The organism is Croceimicrobium sp. (assembly GCF_965228705.1).
Lineage (GTDB): Bacteria > Bacteroidota > Bacteroidia > Flavobacteriales > Schleiferiaceae > Croceimicrobium.
Genome location: NZ_OZ245832.1, coordinates 2,268,982 through 2,292,453 on the forward strand (window position 1 = coordinate 2,268,982; position 23,472 = coordinate 2,292,453).

Consider the following 23,472-nt stretch of genomic DNA (forward strand, 5'->3'; position numbering starts at 1 on the left):
CAATGTAGTAGTGATGAGAAAATTACTTCCTCTCTTCTTAGGTCTTTTCATGACCAGCCTTTTAAGTGCCCAGAGCTACCCTCTGGTTACTATTCAGCAAATTAACCAGGTAATTGACCTGGCTGCTTGTAATGATACTTCCGTTTATTTGGGAGATACCGTTCGCTTCCGTGCGCACGTTGTTACTGATGGTGGTCTATCTGAAGTAGCCTCAGGTTCTGTGCAAGGTGGTAACCGTCCTTTCATTTACATGATCGATACTGCCATGGGTGGTGTTGTAGATTCATTAAGTGGAATCGAAGTGATGGGTGTTTACACCGATGGTAGTGGAAACCTTCAGCCAATTCCAGGATTTACCGCCTTATTCCAAGGTGATAAAGTAGAAGTAACTGCCATTGTAGAGCAATATGAGAACAATACTCAGCTTACCACTTTAGACGTAAACTCAGTTACCCTTCTTACTTCTGGCGATTTACCCAGCTCGGCTTTCGTTCCTAAGACCCTTCCTTTAGGTGACTTAAACGATGCCCAGCGTGTAAACAATGTACAGAGCGGTGAATACTGGCAAAACAGCTTCGTTGAATTGCAAAACGTAACTGTAGTGCAGGTAATTCCTTTTAGTGGAAACCGTGTAAGCTTCAACGTAGCAGACGCTGCTGGTAATGTGATTAACGTTTCTGACCGTTTCTTAGCTCAGAAAACTCCTTCCTTCAGCACTGTAAACCCTAACTCACCTTCTAACGGAACCGGTTCTTTCGTAGCTCCTTCTGTAGGTACTTTCTATTCTTCATTAAAAGGTATTGTTCGTCACTCAGGTAACGGATGTACTGGTGGTACTGGTCGTGGTTATGAAATCAACCCATTCGACTCTACTCACTATGAAGTAGGTGCCAGCGCTCCTGCTATTGCCAATGTATTCCATTTCCCAGTAATTCCTAGCAGCAGCGATTCAGTATTAATCAGTGCCGACATTTCTGATGCTGATGGTACTATCGATACTGTACAATTGTTCTGGAGTGCTAATGGCTCTACTCCTACCGGATCTTTTAGCGCTGTTAATATGAACTTGGCTAGTGGAACTACTTATGAGTACTATGTTCCTGCTCAAGCTAACAACACTTTGGTACGCTATTATATCCGTGCGGTAGACAATGATGGTTCTGCAGTGATCTTCCCTGCTAGCCCTGCCAGTCAAACTAACCCTAACTTCAATCATTACGCAGTTCGTGATAATGGTTTACGCATTTTCGATCTTCAGTTTAGCGGAAACGGTACCGGATCTAGCGTATTCGAAGGTCAAACTGTAACTGTACGTGGTTTCATCACCTCAGCTCGTAAAGGCTGTGACTTAGAGTATGTATACTTACAAGACCCTAATGATACCATCTACGCGGGTATCGCTTTGATCCCTAATCAGGACTTAGACAATGTTTACCGCGATCAGGAAATTCAAGTAACTGGTACCATCCAGGAAACTTACGGTGTGACTTACCTGAACGTAGACAACTACGTAGGTTTGAACAATAGTCAAACTATTATGCCTATCGCAATCGATCCTTCAGATCCCAATTTGGATATGGAGATGTACGAAGGCATGTTGGTATCTTACCAAAACCCAAATGGTGGTAAAATTTACATTACTGATGCGAATGCAGGTTTCGCTGAATACCGTGTAGCTACTGATCCTACTTTCGGAAGCAGCCAGTCTTCTCGCGTAATTGCTGGCCGTCAGAGCGGTACCAGCGCTAACTCTAGCCTTTATGTTTCTTTGATTGCTGACTCTAACTATGTGAGCAATGACGGAACTCTTCAGGTACCTGCCGTTATCACCAATACCAGCATGGATATGGATGCTATGCACGGTATCCTTTGGTACAGCTTCGGTAACTACAAATTGATGCCTCGTAACAACTTCGACATTGTGAACTTGAGCACTCCATTAGACACCAATGGATGTAATGTTCCTACCAATGTGAGCATCGAGGAAGTAGCTACTGCCGAAGTGGCTATCTACCCTAACCCTGCCCGCAGCATCTTCAATATTGAGAGCGCGAATGGAACTATTGAATTCCGTTTGATGGACCTCAATGGTCGTGTGATCCTAAGCAGCAGCGATGCCGCTACTCAGCACGAAGTAAATGTGGCTAATTTGGTGAACGGTGTTTACGTATTAAACACTATTGAAACTAAAACCGGAGCTTCTAACAGCTTTAAAGTTGTTGTAGCCCACTAATAATTTCAGGGAAGCCTTCTGCGGGAGGCTTCCCTTTTTAATTTTCATTCCTATGCCGGGAAAATTAAAATCCATCCTTTGGGGCCTCAGCGCGGTTTTGCTCATCGCAGGCTGTCGCAAAGGCGAAATTGATCGCAATGGTTTACCCGATACCTTCATCAGCTATGAAGCAATCAACCTTAGCGGTCAGAATCGTTTAAACTCTTCTGTTCGCCTTACCTGGTATGGCACCGATGGAGATGGCTATATTTCCGGCTACGAGCTATCGCTCGACAACCAGAATTGGGAGTACACCACTACTCAGGATTCTGTTTTCCTATTTGACATTCCTCCGGGTCAGGACTCTGCTGATATCAGCTTCTTCGTACGTGCTATTGATAATGATGATAATATCGATCCCAGCCCGGCTTTCTTAAAAGTTCCGCTGATCAACACTCCGCCGGATGCGGCATTCTTAGACGATCGCGGACCATCTGATACTGCTTTTATTGCCGCCACTTTCTTCTGGCAAGCTTCCGATCCCGATGGGGATAACACCCTCAAAGCAGTAGAGATGAAAATTAATGAGGGCGACTGGGTTGAAATCGACCGCGGTCAAAACCTCATCACCTTCCTGGCCGATACCAATGTTCAAAACGGTGAAGCCAGTGCTGAAATCTATTACGGTCAATCAACGGCCGCAGCACCTTACAGCATTAATGGATTAAAAGTAAACGACAGCAATCGCGTTTACATCCGCTCTATCGACATTGCAGATGCAATTAGCGATGTGGATACCTCTGAAGTTTTCTACTTCCGCCCTAAAACCAGTGGCGTAAATATGCTTTGGGTTTCTGGACATAATTCCAGTATTAAAAACCAGTACAAAGGCTACTTACAAAGCAATAACCTCAATTACGATCTCTTGAACTTTGGTTATGCCCAGGGCGCGAATCTTCCCAAGTATTTTGATCCAACCGTTCAATTGATCTTCAAACAATATCAGCAGGCCTTTTTAAACCTGCCTTCTACCAATTTCCGCAATTCGGTTACGGGTGATGAAAAACCTCTTATAGACTATCTGGCGCCGGTTATTCAGCGCTTTACGGATAATGGTGGTAAATACTTCCTCACTACGCAATTAACCAGCACTCAGGATCTCAGCGAATCTCGCTCCGTTTACCCCATTGATGATATCGTAGTATCAACTGTTCCGGGCTCACAAGCGCGTATTACTACGGATTCGGCCCTGGTAAATTTAGTAGACACCACCTTATATCCTGAATTAGCTCCTACCAATGTGGAGTTTGGCGTTGTGCCCATGGTGGCTTCCGCCGATGCGCAGGACTTTTACTATGCTCAAATTACGCGTTTCCGCGGATGGAATGGCAGCTCTCAAGTAGTGGCCGCCGTTCGTCGTCGCAATTCAAAAATCTCTCAGGTATTCTTCTGTATGGAGCTTCATCGCTTTGAACGGAATGCCGGTGCTATTGAACAATTAATCGGTGAAATCTTCGATAATGAATTCTAAGCTCCTTTACCGTCTTCTGGCCTTTCTGTTTTTAGGCCTCAGCCTCCAGGCTCAAAGCGAAGAAAAAGCCTCCTTAAGCGGAGTTATCACCGATGCTAAAAGCGGAGAAACCTTACCCGGTGCCAATGTGCTTTTGGTGGGAACCTATTTAGGTGCCGCGGCCGATATTAATGGTAACTATGTGATCAATGGCATTAAGGCGCAGGATTACACCATTAAGGTTCAGTTTATTGGTTATGAAACCAAGCTCTTTACTGGTATCTCCTTCGAGCCCGGCGAAAGCAAAGTGCTCAATATCGAATTACGTGAACAACGCGAATCTCTTAATGAGGTAACCATTGTTGGTAAGAAGGAGCAAATTAGCCTTGAGAAAGCCAGTAGTGAGGTAACCATCAGCCAGGAGCAAATCTCACAAATGAATGTGCGCGATGTGCAGGAAGTACTGCAAATGCAAGCCGGGGTTATCAAAACTCAGGATGGTTTGCAAATTCGCGGTGCTCGGGTGTATGAAACCGAATACATTGTAGATGGTATATCTGCCCAGGATCCACTAGCCGGTACCGGTTTTGGTGTAGATGTAAATTCGAGCTCCGTAGCCAGTGTAGACCTTATCACTGGTGGTGTGGGCGCCGAATTTGGCGGAGGTAGCTCTGGTGTTGTTAATACCCGCATCCGTGAAGGTGGAGAAAAGTTTCAAATTAGCGGCCGTTATCAGCGCGATAATCTTGGCAATTCGGATATCGCCAGTAGCTTTAATACCGATCGCTTCGAACTAAATGTCGGTTCTCCCATTCCTGGCACCCAAAAAAAAATGACCCTCTTTGCCAGTATTTCGGCCTTTATGACCGATGAGTATTTTGGCGCTACAGCTGATCAATTGGAAAGCTCACTCTTTAGTGCCAATCCCGAATTTTGGGCACCTCGCTATACCAATTCGTATACCAATACCATCAAGTTGGCCTATAAGCTACGCTCTGGCACCAAATTGACCTTAACCAATCAGCATTCGCTAAACATCAACCAGAATACCCGGACTCTGCAAATTGTAGGATTCGATGCCATTCTCACGCCGGGTTTCCAATACAACCGTAGTAATAATTTGGATAATGCAACCACTTATACGCATCACTCCAATTTAACGGCTTTAAATCTTAATCACCTCATCACCAAAAACTGGGGACTGAGCGTATCGGTAGGTCGCTTATTCACCAATTTGCGCGCCGATGCCAATGGTCGTCCCTTCCGTACCGAAACGGTGGATCAGATCTTGGATGAGCAGCACATTATCTCCTCACCCATTGACATTTTTAACCCAGGTGATCCCCGTGGTATTTACTACGTTTCGGTTGGTGATGGATTAATCAATAACGGCGGTATCACTCCTACCTGGCACGATCACTATGTAGAAGAATACAGTGTTAATGGCAAAGCCACCTGGATTCCCGATAATAAGCAGCATGAGTTAAGCTTTGGTATCCAAAATACTTTTACCGAATACCAATGGGTAGACGTTACCCGCCCTTGGGTAGGAGCCCCGATTAAGATCAACGACAGTACCTATACCCAATCAGTAAGCATTGGCTCCAGCAATGATATTTGGGCAGTGAATCCCGTAGAGACTGGAGTATTCCTTCAGGATCGCATCAGCTATAAAGGGATTATCGCCACCCTGGGTTTACGGGTAAACATGTGGGCACCTGGCAAATTTGTGGATGATGCTGTAAACGATCCCAGCGCTCCGGTAATTGATCAGGTACGCGAAGATTATCTTGCTAAAACCAGCGAAGTATTTGGCCTGCGTTGGAAAGCCCGCTTGCTGCCTAAAATTAATGTGAGCTTCCCGGTAACGGAAAATAATGTGCTCTACTTTAACTACGGGCATAGCATGCGTTTACCACACCCTCGTTTCATTTATGCCGGATTGGACCCCACCTATCAGGATCGTTCTTTCCTGGCTAGCTTAGGTAATCCTGATTTGGATCCCGAGGTGAATGTGAGCTACGAGATTGGATTAAAATCCAAATTGAATAAGGATTTGGCCATGAGCCTTACCGCCTTTAACAATAACCGTTTCGATTATATCGTATCGCGTCGGGTAATTGTAGCTGATCAAACCGGTCGTCCGACCACCAAGAACTTCTACATCAATCAGGATTATGCCAATATCTACGGAGTAGAATTAGGACTTAATTACCGTATTGGTCGCTATTTAAACAGCTTTGCCAATATTGGCTATCAGGTAGCTCGTGGTAAATCGAACTCCGCCCGCGAATCCAGTTTGCAGATTGAGCAAAATGGTGAGGTATCTTTAAGTCGTGAGCAGTATTTGGCCTTCGACCGCCCCTGGAACATCAATACCGGAATCATCTTTGCACCGGATAGCACCCTACCTATATTAGGGATGGACTGGACCGGCTTTAGTGCCTTCCTTTCCTATCAGTTTACCTCTGGCTTTCGTTACACGCCGCAGCAGTTAACCCGCACGAACGAATTAGGTCGCCCTATTTACGAACCCATTGTTGATCAGTATCTGCAAAATCAGGCTAAGCCCTGGCACAATATTGATTTGAAATTAAGCTATAATCTGCCCTTAGGCTTGAAGAAAGGAAAAGGTGTTTCCCTCAGTGTGGAAATCCGTAACCTGGCCGATGCTAAAAATTCTCAGATTATTAATCCGGTTACAGGCCAAGCCTACGAATACGGAGACGATGTACCTATTACCTGGCGTGATCCACGCTATAGCGGCCCACAGGAAAGTGGAGTAGATCCTCGGAACCCGGCCCGTTATCTGGCCCCTCGACAAATTTTATACGGAATCGAATTTCGCTTTTAGGAGATGAAGAAATTAGCACTATACCTCTTTGCCCTCCTGTGCAGCTTTTCAGCCACAGCTCAAATCCTACCCAACTATGGTGGGGAGCGGGCAGGACTTTCAGCCTTGAGCTTTTTAAAGAACGATATGAGCACCCGTTCCTTGGGTTTGGCCGGTACCAGCCTGGCCCTGGAAGGTGACGCCTACTCGGTGATGAATAATCCCGCGGCGCTTACCGAGTTAAAATCGACCAGCTATGCTTTAAGTCACCTCTTTTTGGGTGGTGGCGTAAACCAATCTTTTGCGGCGGCTAACTTCCCCATGAAGGATCGCACCAGCACTCTAAGCTTTAGCATTAACGCCTTGAACTCGGGCGATATGGAAGAGCGTACCGAATTTCAACCTATGGGAACAGGACGCCAGGTATCGGTGGCCAACATCGCGGTAGGTGCCACCTATGCCCGTCAGCTTTCAGCCTTATTTAGCGCTGCGGTAAGTGTAAAATACATTTACGAAGGAGTGGCCGGTTTCCACAATAGCAATGCCACGGTAGACCTAGCCTTCTTGTACCGCACCGACTTCCGCGACTTGAAATTTGCGGCCATGGTACAGAACTTTGGTGGTAACTCCTCTCTAGGTAGTGATGGCGATATTCCCACCACATTTAACCGTAGTACCGGAATTGGTCTGGAAGCCAATGTGGTTCCTACCATTTTCAAATTAGGGATTAGTATGGTGCCCTGGAAAAAAGGAGATCACAGCTTATTGACTGCCCTACAATTGAATCATCCCAATGACAATGCCGAGAACTATTCCGCCGGAATTGAATACCATTGGAAAGAGATTTTCTACGCCCGTGCTGGCTATCGTATTAGCGTGCGTCACCGTCATATTCCCACCTTCGGAATTGGGCTTCGCAGTCGCTTAGGACAACATCCATTCTATATCGACTATGCTGCCAACCCCACCAACTTTATTGGTATTCAGCACAGCATTGGACTACGTTTTCAAATATTAAAAATCGCTGACCGCTCATGAAAAAGTCTATCTTATTCAGCATATTGATTTCAGCGCTGGCCCTGGTTTCTTGCGAAGATTACCTGGGTAAAAAAACCGATCTCGATTTTATCGATGTACCGCCAGACAATAGCGTTCGCGAAATTGCCTACGTACCCATCCTTCCTATACTTAGCGATTTTGATCGCCCCAGCGATGTATGCGCCGGTTTCGACGGTTTGATCTATGTAGTAGATGAAGGTAGCGAAGAGGTAGTAGCCATGGACGAGTCTGGTCGTATCCTCGGTCGTAAATCTGTTCCAGGGGCTCGCAGTGTAATTCAAGATCGTCGTTTTGACCTATTGGTTATTGGAACTTCAGACTCCCTTTACAATTCGGGTAATGGCGATACCTTATTGACTTTCTCTACCATCTACCGCTTACGCATGGTTGGAACCGGTGGCTATGCAATTAGCAATGCGCAGATCGTAAATAAGATCGTACATCCTTTTTACTATACTCAAAGTAATCCGGTGCGTCGTACCAATGATTTTGTGCGTTTCAATCATATCGGCATTATCGGCAATAGCCAGGACCCAAATCGTAATAACCAATTTTACGTAAGTCGCCAATATGTGCGTAATCCCGATCCGGATCCCAATAATCCTGAGTTAAGCAGCGGCCCACTTGGTCCTAATGATGCGGTCCTGTATTTCAGCAATGAAGATGTTTTGATTTCACCTATTTCCGTTCAAACGGCATCGGGTTTTTTCAACGACTTTTTTGAGCATCCATCGGGCATCACTACCCTTACTCAACCCCCTCAGTTTGGGGCGCAAACCAGCAGTGATTTCCTTTACACCTCTTTGGAAGAAGACAATGCCTTAAAGGTGCAATACATCGAATTTGCTGAAACTGAATTTGGAGCCGAGTACCGGCCGCGCATTTTAGCATCAGGGGATACCAGTCAGGCGGATGGCTTTATCAATTCGCCCAATAAATTTCGCCAACCTACCGACATCACCTATGCGGGTGACGGAACCCAATACCTCTTTGTGGTAGATCGCGAAACCGACTCCTTATATCAATTCTCCTTTACTGGGTTTGAAGGGGTTCGTCCACCAGCGGCAGCCGGAGTAGATCGCTTTGTAAAAACCAGCTTTGGCGGAAGCGGTGCCGGACTGATGCAATTTAATGATCCGGTGGCGGTCGCTTATTACAATCAAATCGTATATGTGGCGGATGCCGGCAATGGTCGGATCATGCGCTATAAGCTTACTTTGGATTTCGATTAATCAATGAAGGGCACCTTCACTCAATAAGTCGCAGGTAGCACTAAGCACCTTGGGCAGATTGAGAGGAAAAAACTACATTTGGGAAATTAGTATGCGGAAATATCTCTACATAGCAGTACTCTTCTTGGGCTTCGGCCTTGGATCAGCATGGGCCCAATCTCCTCACGGAAACGGATCCACTGCCTCCAATTCTGCTTTGTGCCCCCTGTACATTCCCAATGCTTTTACCCCTAATGGCGATAATATCAACGATCGCTTTGAACTTCGCATCAGTGAAAACTGCGAATTGGTAAAATTCTCCCTTCAGGTTTTTGACCGCTGGGGACGTTTGGTTTACCAAAGCAATACCATTGATGCCGAAAAAGCCTGGGACGGAAGATTCGAAAATCAAGATTTGCAACAAGGTGTTTACCTCTTTAAGCTTAGCGCTGAAATGGTAAATTACAACAATCGCAAAGCGGATCCCGTTAAGTACAACAAACAGGGTTCGGTGGTACTTATTCGCTAATTATGCGCATACTTCTTCTATTGATTCTTATTCCCTTTTTAAGTCTGGCTCAAAAGCAAAAACTTAATATTAAGGTTGAAGGCTTGGAGCGAATTGAAGGGAAAATTATGCTTAGGCTAAAAAATGCCCAAGGTGAGATCATTCTTAAATACAGTCAAAAGGTTGACGAAATTCCCGAGCTCATCCAATTGGATTTAGCACCTGGCACCTATGCCATTGCCTGTTTTCACGATGCCAATGATAATGATAAGATAGATCGCAATTTTGCGGGTATCCCCACCGAGGTTTATGCCTTTAGCAATAATGCTCGGGGCACTTTTGGCCCGCCCGATTTAGCAGATCAACTCTTTGAATTTAAAAACGCCCAAACCATAAGTCTACGTTTGGAATGAAGTATTTAGTCCCCTTGCTTTTCCTTCTTTGCTTCAGTGCGAAAGCACAGGAAAAGTTGCGAGGTGATTATCTATGGTTTGCGCTCGGCGGCAGCCTCGATCAGTTTAAAGACGATTATATCTCCCCAAATACCTATCGAGGTTTATCTGGAAATGTAGCTTTAGGCTGGCATACCTATAAGGGCCACTGGATGAATAATCTAGACATTAGCGGACTTGGAGGATGGCAAAATCCAGCCGCCTATCCCGATCAAAATAGCCGCACCACCAGCCTGGGTTTTCGAGGCCATTACAGTCTGCGTTATCGAGTGCATGAAAAAGGGAAGCATCAATTTCTAGCGGGCCTTTATAGTCAAAATATATTCATCCTCAGAACCCACAATCAGTATAATAACAGCGCCCAAAGCTTTAGTGGATTCTTTGGATATGGCCCGAGTATCGCCTATACCTATAGCAGAACCACAAGAATTTTTGGTCGCAGTTGGCATTGGTCCTGGCAAAGCGAATGGAATATTCCCTTTGGCACCTATATCCTTAGACCTAATTACATTCGACAATACAGTGGTGGCGAGATCGCTGATCGCGGACATCATTTTTGGGGCGATACCTGGCAGACTGATTTTCGCCATAGCCTGATTTGGCATCGCAGCAATGGCAATCAAATTCGTTTGATGTACCAGTGGGAGTACTTCCAAACTGAGCGTTTCAACCCTTCCTACAATGGAGGGCATTTACTAAGCCTGCAAGTTTTTTATAAGCTATGAGAAAGTGGTTCCTACCTATCGTCCTGCTGTTCTTGCTTAGTTCCTGTGAACGCAGCTTAATGCCCGAAGATCCTGGCTCCTCCCCGCAAGCAAATTTTGAAAGCTTGGTTGAGACAGTAGGAAACAAATACAGTTTCTTCCAAATTAAGAACATCAATTGGGAACAAATTAGCGCTGTTCAAAGAGCTCGTGTGCACTCGAACATGAGCGATGAAGAACTCTTTGAGGTGCTGGATACCTTGCTCTATCAATTACGAGATGGCCATGTCAATTTAGTGGCACCCTTCGATTTAAATCGCAATTGGTCCTGGTACCTAAACTCACCTGATAATTTTGATGAGCAAATATTGGAACGCCAATACTTAGGCTCGGATTACCGTATCATGAATGGCTTTCGCTATCGCTATTTGCGCGATAGTATAGGCTACATCCACTACAGTAGCTTTAGCTCTGGTTTTAGCGAAAGGCAAATGGATTTGCTATTTAAATACTTCGCTGAAGCTAAAGGCCTAATTCTGGACTTACGAAATAATGGAGGAGGTAGCCTCAATAACACCTACCGTTTGGCCTCTCGCTTCCTTACTAAAAGCACCACCGTCTTAATCAGCGATGAAAAAACCGGTGCCGGTGCTAATGAATTTGGAAACGCCGTTTCTATTGGCTTAAGCCCGATCGGAAATTACCACTATACCAAGCCCGTGATGTTGCTTACCAATCGACGTTGCTATTCGGCTACCAACACCTTTACCGCTATTAGCAAATCCATCCCGCATTTTTACCATATGGGTGACACCACAGGAGGAGGTGGAGGCATACCCATTGATTTTGAACTCCCTAATGGCTGGCGTTATCGTTTCTCGGCCACTCGTAGTTTTACCCCTGATGGCTTTAATATCGAAATGGGGCTTCCGCCGGATAGCGCTTTTAACCTCGATCCACTCTTGTTACAACAGGGCTATGACGCCTATATTGAAGAAGCCCTAAAGCGCCTCGACTAAGCTTCCGGATCCTCAATCCAGGAGCTGTACATAATGTAATTATTGGCGATACGATTGATCTCTCCGGAAATTAGCTCTGGAGTAACATCCTTTACTTTCTTGGCTGGTACCCCGGCGAAAATACTGCCACTGGGAATATGGGTTCCCTCCAAAACTACGGCGCCAGCGGCTACAATACTATTGCTTTCCACTACGCAAGCATCCATTACAATGGCGCCCATGCCAATCAAAACATTATCATGAATCGTGCAACCATGTACAATGGCATTATGGCCAATGGAAACATTATTACCGATTACTAATGGATGTTTCTGATAGGTACAATGTAAGGTAGCATTATCCTGCACATTTACCTTATCCCCCATTTTTATATAATGCACATCGCCACGTGCTACGCTGTTAAACCAAAAGCTACATTGTTTCCCACATTGAATATCTCCTATTAAGGTGGCATTATCCGCCACAAAGCAATCTTCGCCCAATTGAGGCACCTTACCTTTTACTGCTTTAATCAAAGCCATATTGATTCTCTTTATCTGCTCAAATTAAAGACAAATGAACGGCCCTCGGAAATTGAGCACCTGCTATCTTTGCAAAAAATTATTCCCATGGATACGGCCAAAGTTCCCGTTAGCGTATATGCAGAAATGACCCCAAATCCCACCGTGCTTAAGTTTGTGGCAAACAAGCCTCTGGTTTCGGTAGATTCGGTAGAATTCCGCAATATCGAAGAAGCCCAGCCTTCGCCTTTGGCCACCAAGCTTTTTCACTTCCCCTTTGTGAAAGAGGTATTCATTAGCTCCAACTACGTTGCCATCAGCAAATACGACATTGTAGAATGGGATGAAGTTACTCTGGAGCTGCGCGAACTAATTCGCGACTTTTTAGCCGAAGGTGGTATTGTATTGAATGAAGCTGCTTTAAAATCTAAGGAAGAAGAAGCCTCTGAGGAAACTCCTGAAGCTCAAAGCGGATACATCCATCCTGAAGAAAAAGCTAAAGAAGACTGGGATGCTATCGACACCAAAATTGTTTCCTTACTGGAGGAATATGTAAAACCCGCCGTGGCTAATGACGGAGGAAACATCAAATTCCTAAACCACAAGGATGGCGTAGTGAGTGTATTGTTGCAAGGCGCCTGCAGTGGTTGCCCGAGTAGCACCGCTACCCTAAAGCAAGGCATTGAAGCCATGCTTCAAAACTTCTTACCCGGCCAAATCAAGGCGGTGCAAGCCGTTAATGGCTAGGAAATAAAATTCGGAATTTTAGTCAGAACCGATTAGGCACTCAAGCTAGCATTGCCATACAGCTTTAAGCTGCGAAGGTGAGCGCGAATAGCTTGACCTAATGTTTGGTGCTCGTAATAAGGCAAATTGAATTCCTTGGCTGTCTTCTTTACAATTTCGCTTAAAGCAGGATAGTGAATATGACAGATATGCGGGAATAAGTGATGCTCAACCTGAAAGTTTAAGCCTCCCACAAACCAACCTACCAACTTATTGCTGCGGGCAAAATCGGAGGTAGTTTTCAATTGGTGAGCCAGGAACTCATCATCCATGGCTTTATCATCCTCAGGAATATGAGCCACCTGCACATGATCTACTACGTGCGCCAATTGGAATACAAAGCTCAATACAAAGCCGGCGATCAGGTGCATAATCACGAAGCCTAATACGGCAATATACCAGGGCACCGCCAAGAACACGATGGGCAGAACCAAGAACAAGCCGAAATAAAGAACCTTGGTGTAAATTAATTTAATCCACTCTTTGCGCAGAGCTTCATCACTCAATTTCGCCACACCTGACTTCTGGTAACGAATCAATTGAGAGAAATCCTTCATCACCACCCAATTAAGGGTTAACAAGCTATACAGTAAGGGTGCGTACCACACCTGATAGCGATGGCGCTTATGCAAGGGTTGATCTGGGTGTAAACGCAATAAACCATGCGTATCTAAATCATCATCCAAACCTTCGATATTGGTATAAGTATGGTGCAGAACATTGTGCTGCAATCTCCAGGTAGTAAGGTTACCCGAAATAAGGTAAATACTGGAAGCGATAAAATCGTTCACCTTTGGACTGCGATGATAGGCTCCGTGAGCAGCATCATGCATAACCGACATACCTACACCAGACATACCAAATCCCATAATGGCAAAAAGCCCTAAAACGGCCCAGGGCCCGGGATTAAAAATGAATAAGGCCAGGAATGGAAGAAAATACATAGCTAGCATCGCTATGGTCTTCATGAACATCGCCGAATTGGCTTTGGGGTTTAAGGATTTCTCCTTAAAATATTGATTTACTCTGCTTCTTAAAGTCTTGCTGAATGAAAGAGAATCTGCTTTTGGGAAACGTACTTTCTGCAGAGGGTAAGTGCTTTCGGGCATACGAATATTTTCATGGCTAAAATAAGAAGGAAGATTAACTTCGCTAACTGAAATCTTAAGATTTAACAAGATGTTGAAACGTATCGATCCCAGCCAAACTAAAGCTTGGACCCAGCTGGAAAGCAAAGCACGGGAAATGAGGGCAAAACACCTCAATGATCTCTTTGCCGAGGATCCGAATCGCTTCGAAAAAATGAAACGTGAGCACAAAGATTTGCTCTTCGATTTCTCCAAAAACTTAATTGATCAAGAAAGCTTTGCGCTTTTGGAAGCTCTTTTCGCCGAATGTGGAGTAAAAGAGGGCATTCAGTCCATGCTTAGCGGTGAAAAAATAAATGAAACTGAAGATCGAGCGGTGCTTCATACCGCCCTCCGTAATTTCAGTGATGAAGAGATTTTAGTGGATGGTCAATCCGTAAATGAAGATATCGAAAATGTGCTGGAGCAAATGCAGGACTTTTCGGATCTGATCATTTCCGGGAACTGGAAAGGTTATAGCGGAAAGACCATTAAGCATATTGTAAATATCGGCATCGGCGGAAGCGACCTTGGCCCCCTTATGGTTTATGAGGCCTTGAAGCCTTATCACAATCATTTGCACTGCCACTATGTTTCCAATGTTGACGGTGCTCATATTAATGAGACCTTAAAAGACCTCGATCCAGAGCAGACTTTGTTCATTATTGCTAGTAAAACCTTTACTACGCAAGAGACCATGACCAATGCTCGATCGGCACGCGAATGGTTCTTACGCAGCAATGCCTCCGAAAATGATATTGCCAAGCATTTTGTGGCCGTGTCTACCAACCGGGAGAAGGTAATTGACTTCGGGATTGACCCCACCAATATGTTTGTGTTTTGGGATTGGGTTGGCGGACGCTACTCGGTATGGAGTGCCATCGGGCTTAGCCTTGCATGCGGACTAGGCTATAAAAACTTCGAAAAATTTTTACGCGGGGCACATAGTATGGATCGCCATCTGGCGGAAGCCGACTTTAAGGATAATATCCCCATGCAAATGGCCGCTTTGGGTATTTGGTATGTAAATTTCTTGGGGGCCGAAAGTGAGGCCATCATCCCTTACGATCAAAACATGCATCGCTTTGCCGCTTATTTCCAGCAAGGGAATATGGAAAGCAATGGTAAGTATATTGATCGCAATGGCGAGAAAGTGAGCTATGCTACGGGCCCCATAATTTGGGGGGAACCGGGAACTAACGGTCAGCATGCCTTTTTCCAATTAATGCATCAGGGCACTCGTTTTATTCCTGCTGACTTTATAGCTTTTGCTGAGAGTCATTATAATATGGGCGATCACCACTTGAAGCTATTATCCAACTTCCTTGCCCAAACTGAAGCCTTAATGGTAGGTAAAACCCGAGCAGAAGTAGAGGCCGAAATGACAGCCAAGGGAAACAGTGAAGAGGAAATTGCAAAGATTGCTCCTTATCGGGTGTTTGAAGGCAATCGTCCTACTACCTCTATATTAGGTCAGAAGTCGGACCCTGAAAGCCTCGGAGCACTGGTTGCTGCTTATGAGCATAAAATTTTTATACAAGGCATTGTTTGGAACATTTACTCCTTTGATCAATGGGGAGTTGAACTCGGAAAAGCCTTAGCCAACACCATCCTACCGCTGCTTTCAGAGGGGGGTGAAATTGACAAAGATGCTAGTACTAAAGGATTAATTACCTACATTAGAAACCGCAGAGGGATAAAAGGATAAAATAAAGATGAAAAAGTGGAGCTTTATCTTGCTTGCAGTCACAATACTGTCATCCTGCAATCAAGAAATTAAGGAAGAAAACGCCCGTTTAAAGGCTGAGTTAGATTCCATTCGTATGGAAAGTGTTGATCAAGATTCTACGATCAGCGATTTCATGACAACCTTCCAACAGGTTCAAGACAATTTAAGTAGTATTAGAGAACGCGAAGAATCGATTCGCGAAGTTTCGGAAGGGGGCCTCGAAAACGAAGGTTCAACCCGTGACAAACTGATCTCTGATATTGAAGCCATCAACTCTTTAATCGAAAAGAATAAAGGAGCAATTGATGACTTACGTCGCAAATTGTCTTCCAGCCGTGGCGAAAACCGGAAGTACCTTAAAATGGTCGAAAACCTAAATCGTCAGATTGAGTTAAAGAACGAGCAGGTAGCCGAGTTGTATGGACAATTGGAACAAGCTAATTTCAAAGTATCTCAGCTGAGTTCAAAGGTTGGCTTACTTACCGAAACCGGCATGGCTCAGAAGAAAGTCATTGAACAGCAAGACTCCGAATTAAACACCGCCTACTATACCATGGGCACCTATGAAGAATTAAATGAAGCCGGTGTTGTGGATAAAGAAGGAGGATTTATTGGAATTGGACGTACTGAAACTCTGGCCAAAGACTTTAACACTTCATATTTTACTAAGATTGACATTCGAAACTCTACCGACCTCAGCTTTAATGGAGAGTATAAAAAAGTGGAGATTATCACAAACCACTCTACAGAATCCTACGTATATGAGGAGGACAATGAATTCAAAAAAGCGCTAAAGATTACGAATCCATTAGAGTTTTGGAAGAACTCCAAGTACTTGGTAATAATTTTGGATAAATAATCTTCTGCTCCTAATTCACCTCTTAAAGGAGCATCTATACTATTATGAAGGTTAGTAATAAGAGTTTCTTCAATGTTATGAAATGGCTCGTGCGTATGCTTGTGGGCTTAATTTTCATTGATTTTGGACTATCTATGTTAGCTGGCAGCTTGTCCAGCATCTTCGAACATCATGAATTGGCCCTATTCTCTGCAGTAGGTATTCTGCTATTGGCCGTATTGCGATTTTCATTCTTCTCCTATGAAGATGAATACGAAATCATCCATATCGATACACGAAGTTTAGTGTTTGGATTTTTGGAGAGTCCTCGCCATCGCCATTATGAATTTGCCAAAATCATTTTGACTGACTATAAAATTGATAAGGGCCTGCTTAAGCATCGACTTACCTTAACGGTGAGTTCCAGCTCTGGCGATAAAAAGCTGCGTCATTTTGACCTTTACTTCCTAAGTAAGGATAAGCAGGCTTATGTGGAGAATTCCTTAGAACAGGTCCTCGAAAACAATAGTAAACTATAGAAGGCGGAGCCTGCCCCTCTTTGATTAACTTTGCAGTAAAATTGCAAAGATGATTACTGGATTACAGCACCTGCACTCTGGATTACCTTATTTACTTCTCCCTCTTTTATTGATCAGTTGTATTGTATTCTGGATGCGTTCCGGAAATGGTGCTAGCTTCGGTAAAAGTGATAAGCGATTAGCATTAATCACCTTGATCCTGAGTCATCTTCAACTGGTATTTGGACTATTATTATACTTTATTGGCCCTAAGGGCTTTAACTACACATCCGTCTCCGGATTTATGAAGGATTCGGTAATGCGACTGTACGCGGTTGAACATATTTCGGTGATGTTGATTAGCATTGCTTTAATCACCATCGGATATTCCCGTGCAAAGCGAAGCAGCGATAATTCAAAAAAATTCCGTGGTCTGGCTCTATTCTACAGCCTGGGCTTGCTGCTCATCTTGTCGCGTATCCCTTGGGATGCCTGGCTTTCTTAATTTATGATTGAAACCAAAAAGAAACGTACCGACCTCCGTGAGCGTGCGGTATTGATTGGTGTAATTACCACCTTTCAAAGTGAAGAAAAAGTTGATGAATACCTGGACGAATTAGCCTTTTTGGCGGATACGGCCGGAGCCGATTCTATTAAACGCTTCACCCAAAAACTCGATTCACCCAATCCCAAAACCTTTTTGGGAAGTGGAAAAATTGAAGAAATCGCCGCTTATATTAAAGCGGAAGAAATCGATCTGGCCATTTTCGATGATGAGCTTTCTCCTTCGCAAATGAAGAATGTAGAACGCATTTTCGAAATCAAGGTGCTGGATCGTACCAACCTGATCCTGGACATCTTTGCGGCTCGGGCCCAAACCTCCTACGCTCGTACCCAGGTAGAACTGGCCCAGTATCAATACCTTTTACCTCGTCTTACCAATATGTGGACTCACTTGAGTAAACAAAAAGGGGGTATCGGTATGAAAGGTCCTGGTGAACGTGAAATTGAAACCGACCGTCGGATTGTCCGCGATAAAATCAGCTTGCTAAAAAAGCAATTGCAGAAAATCGACAAGCAAATGGCCATACAGCGCTCCAATCGAGCCAGCATGGTACGGGTTGCATTGGTAGGTTATACGAACGTTGGGAAATCAACCCTTATGAACCTCTTGAGTAAATCAGAGGTTTTTGCCGAGAATAAACTCTTTGCCACCCTGGACACTACAGTTCGCAAAGTAGTAATCCATAACCTCCCTTTCCTGATGTCGGATACGGTAGGTTTTATTCGCAAATTGCCTACTCAATTAGTGGAGTCTTTTAAATCAACTCTCGATGAAGTTCGGGAAGCCGATGTACTGCTTCACGTGGTGGATATCTCCCATCCCAATTTTGAGGAACATATCAGCACGGTAGATCGCACTATTGCAGAAATTGATGGTCGAGAAAAACCTACCATCATGATCTTCAATAAAATTGATGCTTATGTTCCGGAGCACCGTGACCCGGATGACCTTCAGGAACCGGAAAACAACCGACATTTGACCTTAGAAGAATGGAAGTCTACCTGGTTTGCTCGGACTGATCGACAGGCGATTTTCATCTCAGCTACGGAAAAAGAAAATATCGAAGACTTGCGGAATCGTTTATACGAGACCCTGGCCGAGATTCACGCCCGTCGCTACCCAAACAATAATTTCTTGTTTTAAACAAACAATAAGATGGCCACGAAAATTAGTAAAAAGGTTAGCCTGGAGTATCATGCTCAAGGTCGGCCGGGAAAAATTGAAGTTGTTCCCACCAAACCCAGTAACTCTCAACGTGATCTGTCCATCGCCTATAGCCCTGGAGTAGCAGATCCTTGTTTGGAGATCGCTCGGGATAAAGAAAACGTTTATAAATACACTGCCAAAGGAAACTTGGTGGCAGTAATTTCCAATGGTACGGCAGTACTTGGCCTGGGCGATATCGGCCCTGAAGCCAGTAAGCCCGTAATGGAAGGAAAAGGAGTACTCTTTAAGATATTCGCTGATATTGATGTATTCGATATTGAGATTGATGAGAAGGATCCAGCGAAATTTGTTGAGCATGTAAAGGCCATCGCCCCCACTTTTGGAGGTATTAACCTGGAAGACATTAAAGCTCCGGAAAGCTTTTACATTGAAGAACGCCTGAAAGCAGAATTGGATATTCCGGTGATGCATGACGACCAGCATGGAACCGCCATTATTGCGAGTGCTGCCCTATTAAATGCTACCGAATGTGTGGGAAAAAGCCTGGACAAGATCAAGGTAGTTTTTAATGGTGCCGGGGCCAGTGCCACTGCCACAGCTAAGCTCTTTATGAGTTTGGGGGTACAGGAAGAAAATCTCCTAATGGCCGACAGCAAAGGGATCATAACTACCCGTCGGGAAGACCTGAATGAAGAGAAGCGTTTCTTCGCTCGCAAAACGGAGCACAATACCCTAAGTGATGCCCTTCAACATGCTGATGTCTTTGTAGGCCTTTCTGTGGGAGGAATACTTACACCAAAAATGGTGCGCTCCATGGCGCAAGACCCCATTGTTTTTGCTCTGGCAAATCCTACGCCGGAAATCAATTATAATGAGGCTAAAAATGCTCGAAAGGACATTATTATCGCAACCGGCCGATCCGACCATCCTAATCAGGTAAACAATGTATTAGGCTTCCCTTTCATTTTCCGCGGTGCACTGGATGTGCGCTCTACGAAGATTAATGAGGAGATGAAGATTGCTGCCGCCAGAGCCATCGCTGAATTAGCAAAGGAGCCAGTGCCCGAAATTGTAAACCTGGCTTACAATGAAAGTAATCTGCAATTCGGCCGCGATTATATCATCCCAAAACCTTTTGATCCTCGTCTTATTGTTAAGGTAGCCATGGCTGTTGCCAAAGCGGCCATGGACAGTGGAGTGGCAAAGGAGCCTATTCGCAATTGGGATGCTTATAAGGAGCAATTATTAAACCGATTAGGTCGTGATGATAAGTTCATCCGCCTTGCTCAAGAAAAAGCCACTAAGAACCCACAAAGAGTGGTACTCGCCGAAGGTGATGAGTTAAAGACTTTGAAAGCAGCGCAAATTGTTGTGGACGAAGGCTTAGCGCAACCGATACTGTTAGGTCGACGTGAGAAAATCAGTCGCCTCATCGAAGAAAATGGCCTGGAAGACATCTCGCATTTGCCGGTGATTGATCCGCATGAGCCCAATGAACGTGCAGAGGCCTATGCCCAATTGCTCTTCAAGAAACGTCAACGTAAGGGCATGACCTTATACGAAGCCCGCAAATACATGCGCGACCGGAATTATTTTGGCGTGGCTATGACTGAAATAGGCGATGCCGATGCCTTCATATCAGGTACTACTCGTCGTTATTCGGAAGTAATTAAACCCATCTTTAAAATCATGGGCACCCGTCCCGGGGTGGATCGAATTGCGGGAATGTATATCATGCTCACTAAGCGTGGTCCGATGTTTTTTGCCGATACGACTGTAATTAAAGAACCTACCGTAGATGAAGTAGTTCAGATTACCCGCCTTTTGGCTGATAATATTCGTCGTATAAACCTGGTACCTCGCATTGCTCTTCTGGGCTATTCCAATTTTGGCAGTAATCAAAGCGATAAGCTATCGGAAACCATGAGCAAGGCTACCGAAATTCTGCATCGGGAAAACCCGGATTTGATAGTGGATGGAGAAGTCCAGGCTAATTTTGCCTTAGACCGGGAATTACTCAAGGAGAATTTCCCTTTCAGCACTTTGGTGGATCAAAAAGTGAATGCTTTTGTATTCCCCAATTTAGCGGCGGGTAATATTGCTTATAAAATGCTCCAGTCCTTTGAAGCCGCTGAGGCCCTGGGTCCGGTTTTATTAGGTGTAAATCGTCCGGCACACATTTTACAAATGGGGGCTTCGGTGCGTGAAATTGTAAATATGATTACCTTAGCAAGTGTGGACGCACAAACACGCTAACCGAATCTAAACCTCTTAAAATGAATATCTTACTTCCCACCGACTTCTCAGAAAATGCAGACATTGCAACTGAGTACGCTTTTAAACTGGCTGAGAAAAGCCAGGGTAAAGTAACTGTATTACACGCCTACGATCTTCCCTATTCCGACCGCTCTATGAGCACCTCCTTATTAGAGGTGATGAAAGAAAATGCGGAAAGCAATATGAAGGATTATGTGAAGGAGCTGAAAAGCCGCTATTCCATCCCTTTTGAAAGCTTAGTTCGATTAGGCAATCCCATTCGCTTGATTACCGAAACTTCCCGCTTGGATAGTATTGATATGATTGTGATGGGAACCAAAGGAGCCAGTGGTTTGGAAGAAGTACTAATCGGGTCCAATGCCGCTTCGGTAATTCAAAATACCCAAAAGCCGGTACTGGTAATTCCACCGGTTGCTACCTGGACCGAGATTGATAAAATCATATTTGCTACTGATCTCGACCTCAAAGTGAAGGAACAACCTTTACAACGCTTAAGAGAGTTTGCACTTTTGAATAATTCGAGCATTGATCTGGTTTATGTACAAACCGAAAAAGCTCCGGCCGATGGCAGTCGCAAATTCTACAGCTCTAACCTGGAAGGGGTAAAGCATGAATTTACCATTCTTAAAAGTGGAGATATTGAAAAGTCCATCAGTGCAGAAGCTGAGAAAGAAAATGCCAATTTAATTACTGCCATTGCCAAGCGCTATGGCTTCTTTGAGGGCTTGTTCCACCGAAGCATGACCAATAAATTGGCCTATCATAGCCGCCTGCCTCTATTGGTACTGCATGAACCAAAATAAATATCAGACCTTATTAGGAGAGAAAGGTCTAAACCCAATGCATGGAGATAAACGCCCTGTATGATTGGCTAAAGCCAAAATCCAAACCCTTACTAATCGCTGGTCCTTGCAGCGTAGAAAGTGAGGAGCAAATGATGCAAACCGCAGACTCACTCGCACGAACCGGATTGGTAAGTGCCTTTCGAGGCGGTGTCTGGAAACCGCGTACCAAGCCCGGCTCCTTTGAAGGTATTGGTAGCCCGGCCTTAAAGTGGCTTAAAGCAGCTGGTAAAAAGCATCAGATACCTGTTATTACCGAAGTGGCCAATGCCCGCCATGTGGAAGAAGCCTTAGAAGCCGGTATTGATATGATTTGGATTGGTGCTCGCACCACGGTAAATCCCTTTTATGTTCAGGATATTGCTGATGCCTTAAAGGGAACAGACATTCCGGTTTTGGTAAAAAACCCTATTCACCCAGAGGTGAAACTTTGGCTAGGTGCTTTGGAACGCATCAATAATGCCGGCATAAAAAAATTAGGAGCCATCCACCGTGGCTTCTACGCTTATCAAAGTCAACCCTTCCGCAATGAACCCAAATGGGAAGTGTTCTTCGAATTGCGCCGCCTGGCCCCTGATCTACCGGTAATTTGCGATCCCAGCCATATTGCAGGTCGCAGTGAATTGATCGGAGAGGTCTGTCAATCTGCATTAGACCTGGGTATGGATGGCTTTATGATCGAATCTCATATTGAGCCCCATAAAGCATTAAGTGACCCTCTGCAACAATTACGGCCTTATGACCTGGATTTGGTCTATCGTGCCTTGGAGCATCGGGATGAGGCGATTGACGACGAGCGCTATATCGCCAAATTAGAGGAGCTGCGCTATCAAATAGACAAGGTAGACGCAGAGATTTTAAAGCTCATTTCCCGTCGCCAGGATCTGGCCAAGGCTATTGGACCGGTGAAATATGAAAACCAGGCAACCATTTTTCAGATGAAACGTTGGTTTAAGGTATTGGAAAATCGCAAGGCTCAAGGCTTAAGCCTCGATCTGGAAGATGAATTGGTACATGAACTCTTTCAGCTTTTGCACAAATACTCCATTGATACCCAAATCAAGAATCACCACGAATGAATAAGCTCTTATTATTGCTTTTAGCGCTAGCGCAATTCAGCTTAAGCGCCCAAAATATCAATACGGAAAAATCTAATGTAAACTTCGAAATATCCAATTTAGGCTTTAATACCGTTGAAGGAAGCCTTAGCGGATTGGATGGTACGCTCTATTTGAATATGGATGCCGTGCACAAGTCCATATTAAAGATATGCCTGGACGTAAACAGCATAGAAACCGGTATTACAAAACGAGATGAACATTTAAAAAGCGAAGACTTTTTCTGGACTGAAAAACATCCTCAAATTTGCTTCCATGGCGATAAGTTCAAATACCTGGGCGACAATCGCTGGCAAGTTAGTGGCTACCTCAACATTAGAGGTGTAAAGAAATACATCACGGTTGCCCTGAGCTATAATGAGGATATCCTCGAATGTGAGTTCGTGCTCAATCGCTTCGACTATGAGGTGGGAACTGATATATCCACTTTCACTGCAGGTGAGGAGGTCGAAATCAAGGTGCATCTGGAAAAGAAAGCGGCTTAAGCGCTTAGAAAT

21 protein-coding genes are annotated in these 23,472 nt (G+C 44.6%); 19 read left to right on the forward strand and 2 right to left on the reverse strand.

All coding sequences use genetic code 11. From position 1 onward, the window contains the following. The first annotated feature begins 13 nt into the window (after positions 1 to 13). The 9 genes from ACO05P_RS10310 to ACO05P_RS10350 all read left to right on the forward strand — a co-directional run bounded on the left by ACO05P_RS10310 (position 14) and on the right by ACO05P_RS10350 (position 11,508). A complete protein-coding gene (locus tag ACO05P_RS10310) occupies positions 14 to 2,233 on the forward strand; it encodes a T9SS type A sorting domain-containing protein (RefSeq protein ID WP_421750621.1) in 2,220 nt (739 codons plus the stop codon). 52 nt (positions 2,234 to 2,285) lie between these two features. Then, entirely contained in the window at positions 2,286 to 3,743 is a 1,458-nt protein-coding gene (locus ACO05P_RS10315; RefSeq protein ID WP_421750622.1) for a hypothetical protein, read from the forward strand. Next, on the forward strand, positions 3,733 to 6,576 hold the full coding sequence (locus tag ACO05P_RS10320) for a TonB-dependent receptor (RefSeq protein WP_421750623.1): 2,844 nt from the start codon (positions 3,733 to 3,735) through the stop codon (positions 6,574 to 6,576). Before ACO05P_RS10315 ends, ACO05P_RS10320 begins: the two co-directional genes overlap by 11 nt. A gap of 3 nt (positions 6,577 to 6,579) precedes the next feature. Continuing rightward, the gene (locus tag ACO05P_RS10325) at positions 6,580 to 7,593 is read left to right on the forward strand and encodes a PorV/PorQ family protein (RefSeq protein ID WP_421750624.1); all 1,014 of its coding nucleotides are present in this window, start codon (positions 6,580 to 6,582) and stop codon (positions 7,591 to 7,593) included. Next, on the forward strand, positions 7,590 to 8,846 hold the full coding sequence (locus tag ACO05P_RS10330; RefSeq protein ID WP_421750625.1) for a hypothetical protein: 1,257 nt from the start codon (positions 7,590 to 7,592) through the stop codon (positions 8,844 to 8,846). Before ACO05P_RS10325 ends, ACO05P_RS10330 begins: the two co-directional genes overlap by 4 nt. Positions 8,847 to 8,937: 91 nt before the next feature. Further along, positions 8,938 to 9,354 carry a gliding motility-associated C-terminal domain-containing protein gene (locus tag ACO05P_RS10335; protein WP_421750626.1) on the forward strand — a complete coding sequence of 139 codons (417 nt, stop codon included), beginning with the start codon at positions 8,938 to 8,940 and terminating at the stop codon, positions 9,352 to 9,354. Between the two features lie 2 nt (positions 9,355 to 9,356). Further along, a complete protein-coding gene (locus ACO05P_RS10340) occupies positions 9,357 to 9,746 on the forward strand; it encodes a DUF2141 domain-containing protein (RefSeq protein ID WP_421750627.1) in 390 nt (129 codons plus the stop codon). Continuing rightward, complete coding sequence (locus ACO05P_RS10345; protein WP_421750628.1) at positions 9,743 to 10,510, forward strand: hypothetical protein; 768 nt, start codon at positions 9,743 to 9,745, stop codon at positions 10,508 to 10,510. The genes ACO05P_RS10340 and ACO05P_RS10345 overlap by 4 nt, the downstream gene beginning before the upstream one ends. Beyond that, positions 10,507 to 11,508: a S41 family peptidase gene (locus ACO05P_RS10350; RefSeq protein WP_421750629.1), complete on the forward strand. Its 1,002-nt coding sequence runs from the start codon at positions 10,507 to 10,509 to the stop codon at positions 11,506 to 11,508. Before ACO05P_RS10345 ends, ACO05P_RS10350 begins: the two co-directional genes overlap by 4 nt. Here the strand turns inward: ACO05P_RS10350 and ACO05P_RS10355 are convergent. Further along, positions 11,505 to 12,029 carry a gamma carbonic anhydrase family protein gene (locus ACO05P_RS10355; RefSeq protein WP_421750631.1) on the reverse strand — a complete coding sequence of 175 codons (525 nt, stop codon included), beginning with the start codon at positions 12,027 to 12,029 and terminating at the stop codon, positions 11,505 to 11,507. The two genes, ACO05P_RS10350 and ACO05P_RS10355, sit on opposite strands and share 4 nt — an antisense overlap. 87 nt (positions 12,030 to 12,116) lie before the next feature. On the opposite strand from ACO05P_RS10355, the gene ACO05P_RS10360 reads away from it, so the two are divergent. After that, a complete protein-coding gene (locus ACO05P_RS10360; RefSeq protein WP_421750632.1) occupies positions 12,117 to 12,755 on the forward strand; it encodes a NifU family protein in 639 nt (212 codons plus the stop codon). 32 nt (positions 12,756 to 12,787) lie between these two features. On the opposite strand, the gene ACO05P_RS10365 is transcribed toward ACO05P_RS10360, so the two are convergent. Continuing rightward, positions 12,788 to 13,903: a fatty acid desaturase family protein gene (locus tag ACO05P_RS10365; protein WP_421750633.1), complete on the reverse strand. Its 1,116-nt coding sequence runs from the start codon at positions 13,901 to 13,903 to the stop codon at positions 12,788 to 12,790. Between the two features lie 70 nt (positions 13,904 to 13,973). Here ACO05P_RS10365 and pgi point away from each other — a divergent pair, with 70 nt between their 5' ends. The 9 genes from pgi to ACO05P_RS10410 all read left to right on the forward strand — a co-directional run bounded on the left by pgi (position 13,974) and on the right by ACO05P_RS10410 (position 23,460). After that, a complete protein-coding gene (gene pgi / locus ACO05P_RS10370) occupies positions 13,974 to 15,629 on the forward strand; it encodes a glucose-6-phosphate isomerase (protein WP_421750635.1) in 1,656 nt (551 codons plus the stop codon). Between the two features lie 7 nt (positions 15,630 to 15,636). Next, a complete protein-coding gene (locus ACO05P_RS10375; protein ID WP_421750636.1) occupies positions 15,637 to 16,509 on the forward strand; it encodes a hypothetical protein in 873 nt (290 codons plus the stop codon). 77 nt (positions 16,510 to 16,586) lie between these two features. Beyond that, positions 16,587 to 17,027, forward strand: coding sequence for a hypothetical protein (locus tag ACO05P_RS10380; RefSeq protein WP_421750637.1), 441 nt, complete (start codon positions 16,587 to 16,589; stop codon positions 17,025 to 17,027). Positions 17,028 to 17,076: 49 nt separating this feature from the next. Further along, the gene (locus tag ACO05P_RS10385; protein ID WP_421750638.1) at positions 17,077 to 17,511 is read left to right on the forward strand and encodes a hypothetical protein; all 435 of its coding nucleotides are present in this window, start codon (positions 17,077 to 17,079) and stop codon (positions 17,509 to 17,511) included. Between the two features lie 3 nt (positions 17,512 to 17,514). Beyond that, positions 17,515 to 18,714, forward strand: coding sequence for a GTPase HflX (hflX, locus tag ACO05P_RS10390; protein ID WP_421750640.1), 1,200 nt, complete (start codon positions 17,515 to 17,517; stop codon positions 18,712 to 18,714). 12 nt (positions 18,715 to 18,726) lie between these two features. Further along, the gene (locus tag ACO05P_RS10395; RefSeq protein ID WP_421750642.1) at positions 18,727 to 20,994 is read left to right on the forward strand and encodes an NADP-dependent malic enzyme; all 2,268 of its coding nucleotides are present in this window, start codon (positions 18,727 to 18,729) and stop codon (positions 20,992 to 20,994) included. A 20-nt stretch (positions 20,995 to 21,014) separates the two neighbouring features. After that, a complete protein-coding gene (locus tag ACO05P_RS10400) occupies positions 21,015 to 21,818 on the forward strand; it encodes a universal stress protein (RefSeq protein WP_421750643.1) in 804 nt (267 codons plus the stop codon). Between the two features lie 41 nt (positions 21,819 to 21,859). Beyond that, entirely contained in the window at positions 21,860 to 22,936 is a 1,077-nt protein-coding gene (locus tag ACO05P_RS10405; protein WP_421750644.1) for a chorismate mutase, read from the forward strand. Next, a complete protein-coding gene (locus ACO05P_RS10410) occupies positions 22,933 to 23,460 on the forward strand; it encodes a YceI family protein (protein WP_421750645.1) in 528 nt (175 codons plus the stop codon). The genes ACO05P_RS10405 and ACO05P_RS10410 overlap by 4 nt, the downstream gene beginning before the upstream one ends. Positions 23,461 to 23,472: the final 12 nt, after the last annotated feature.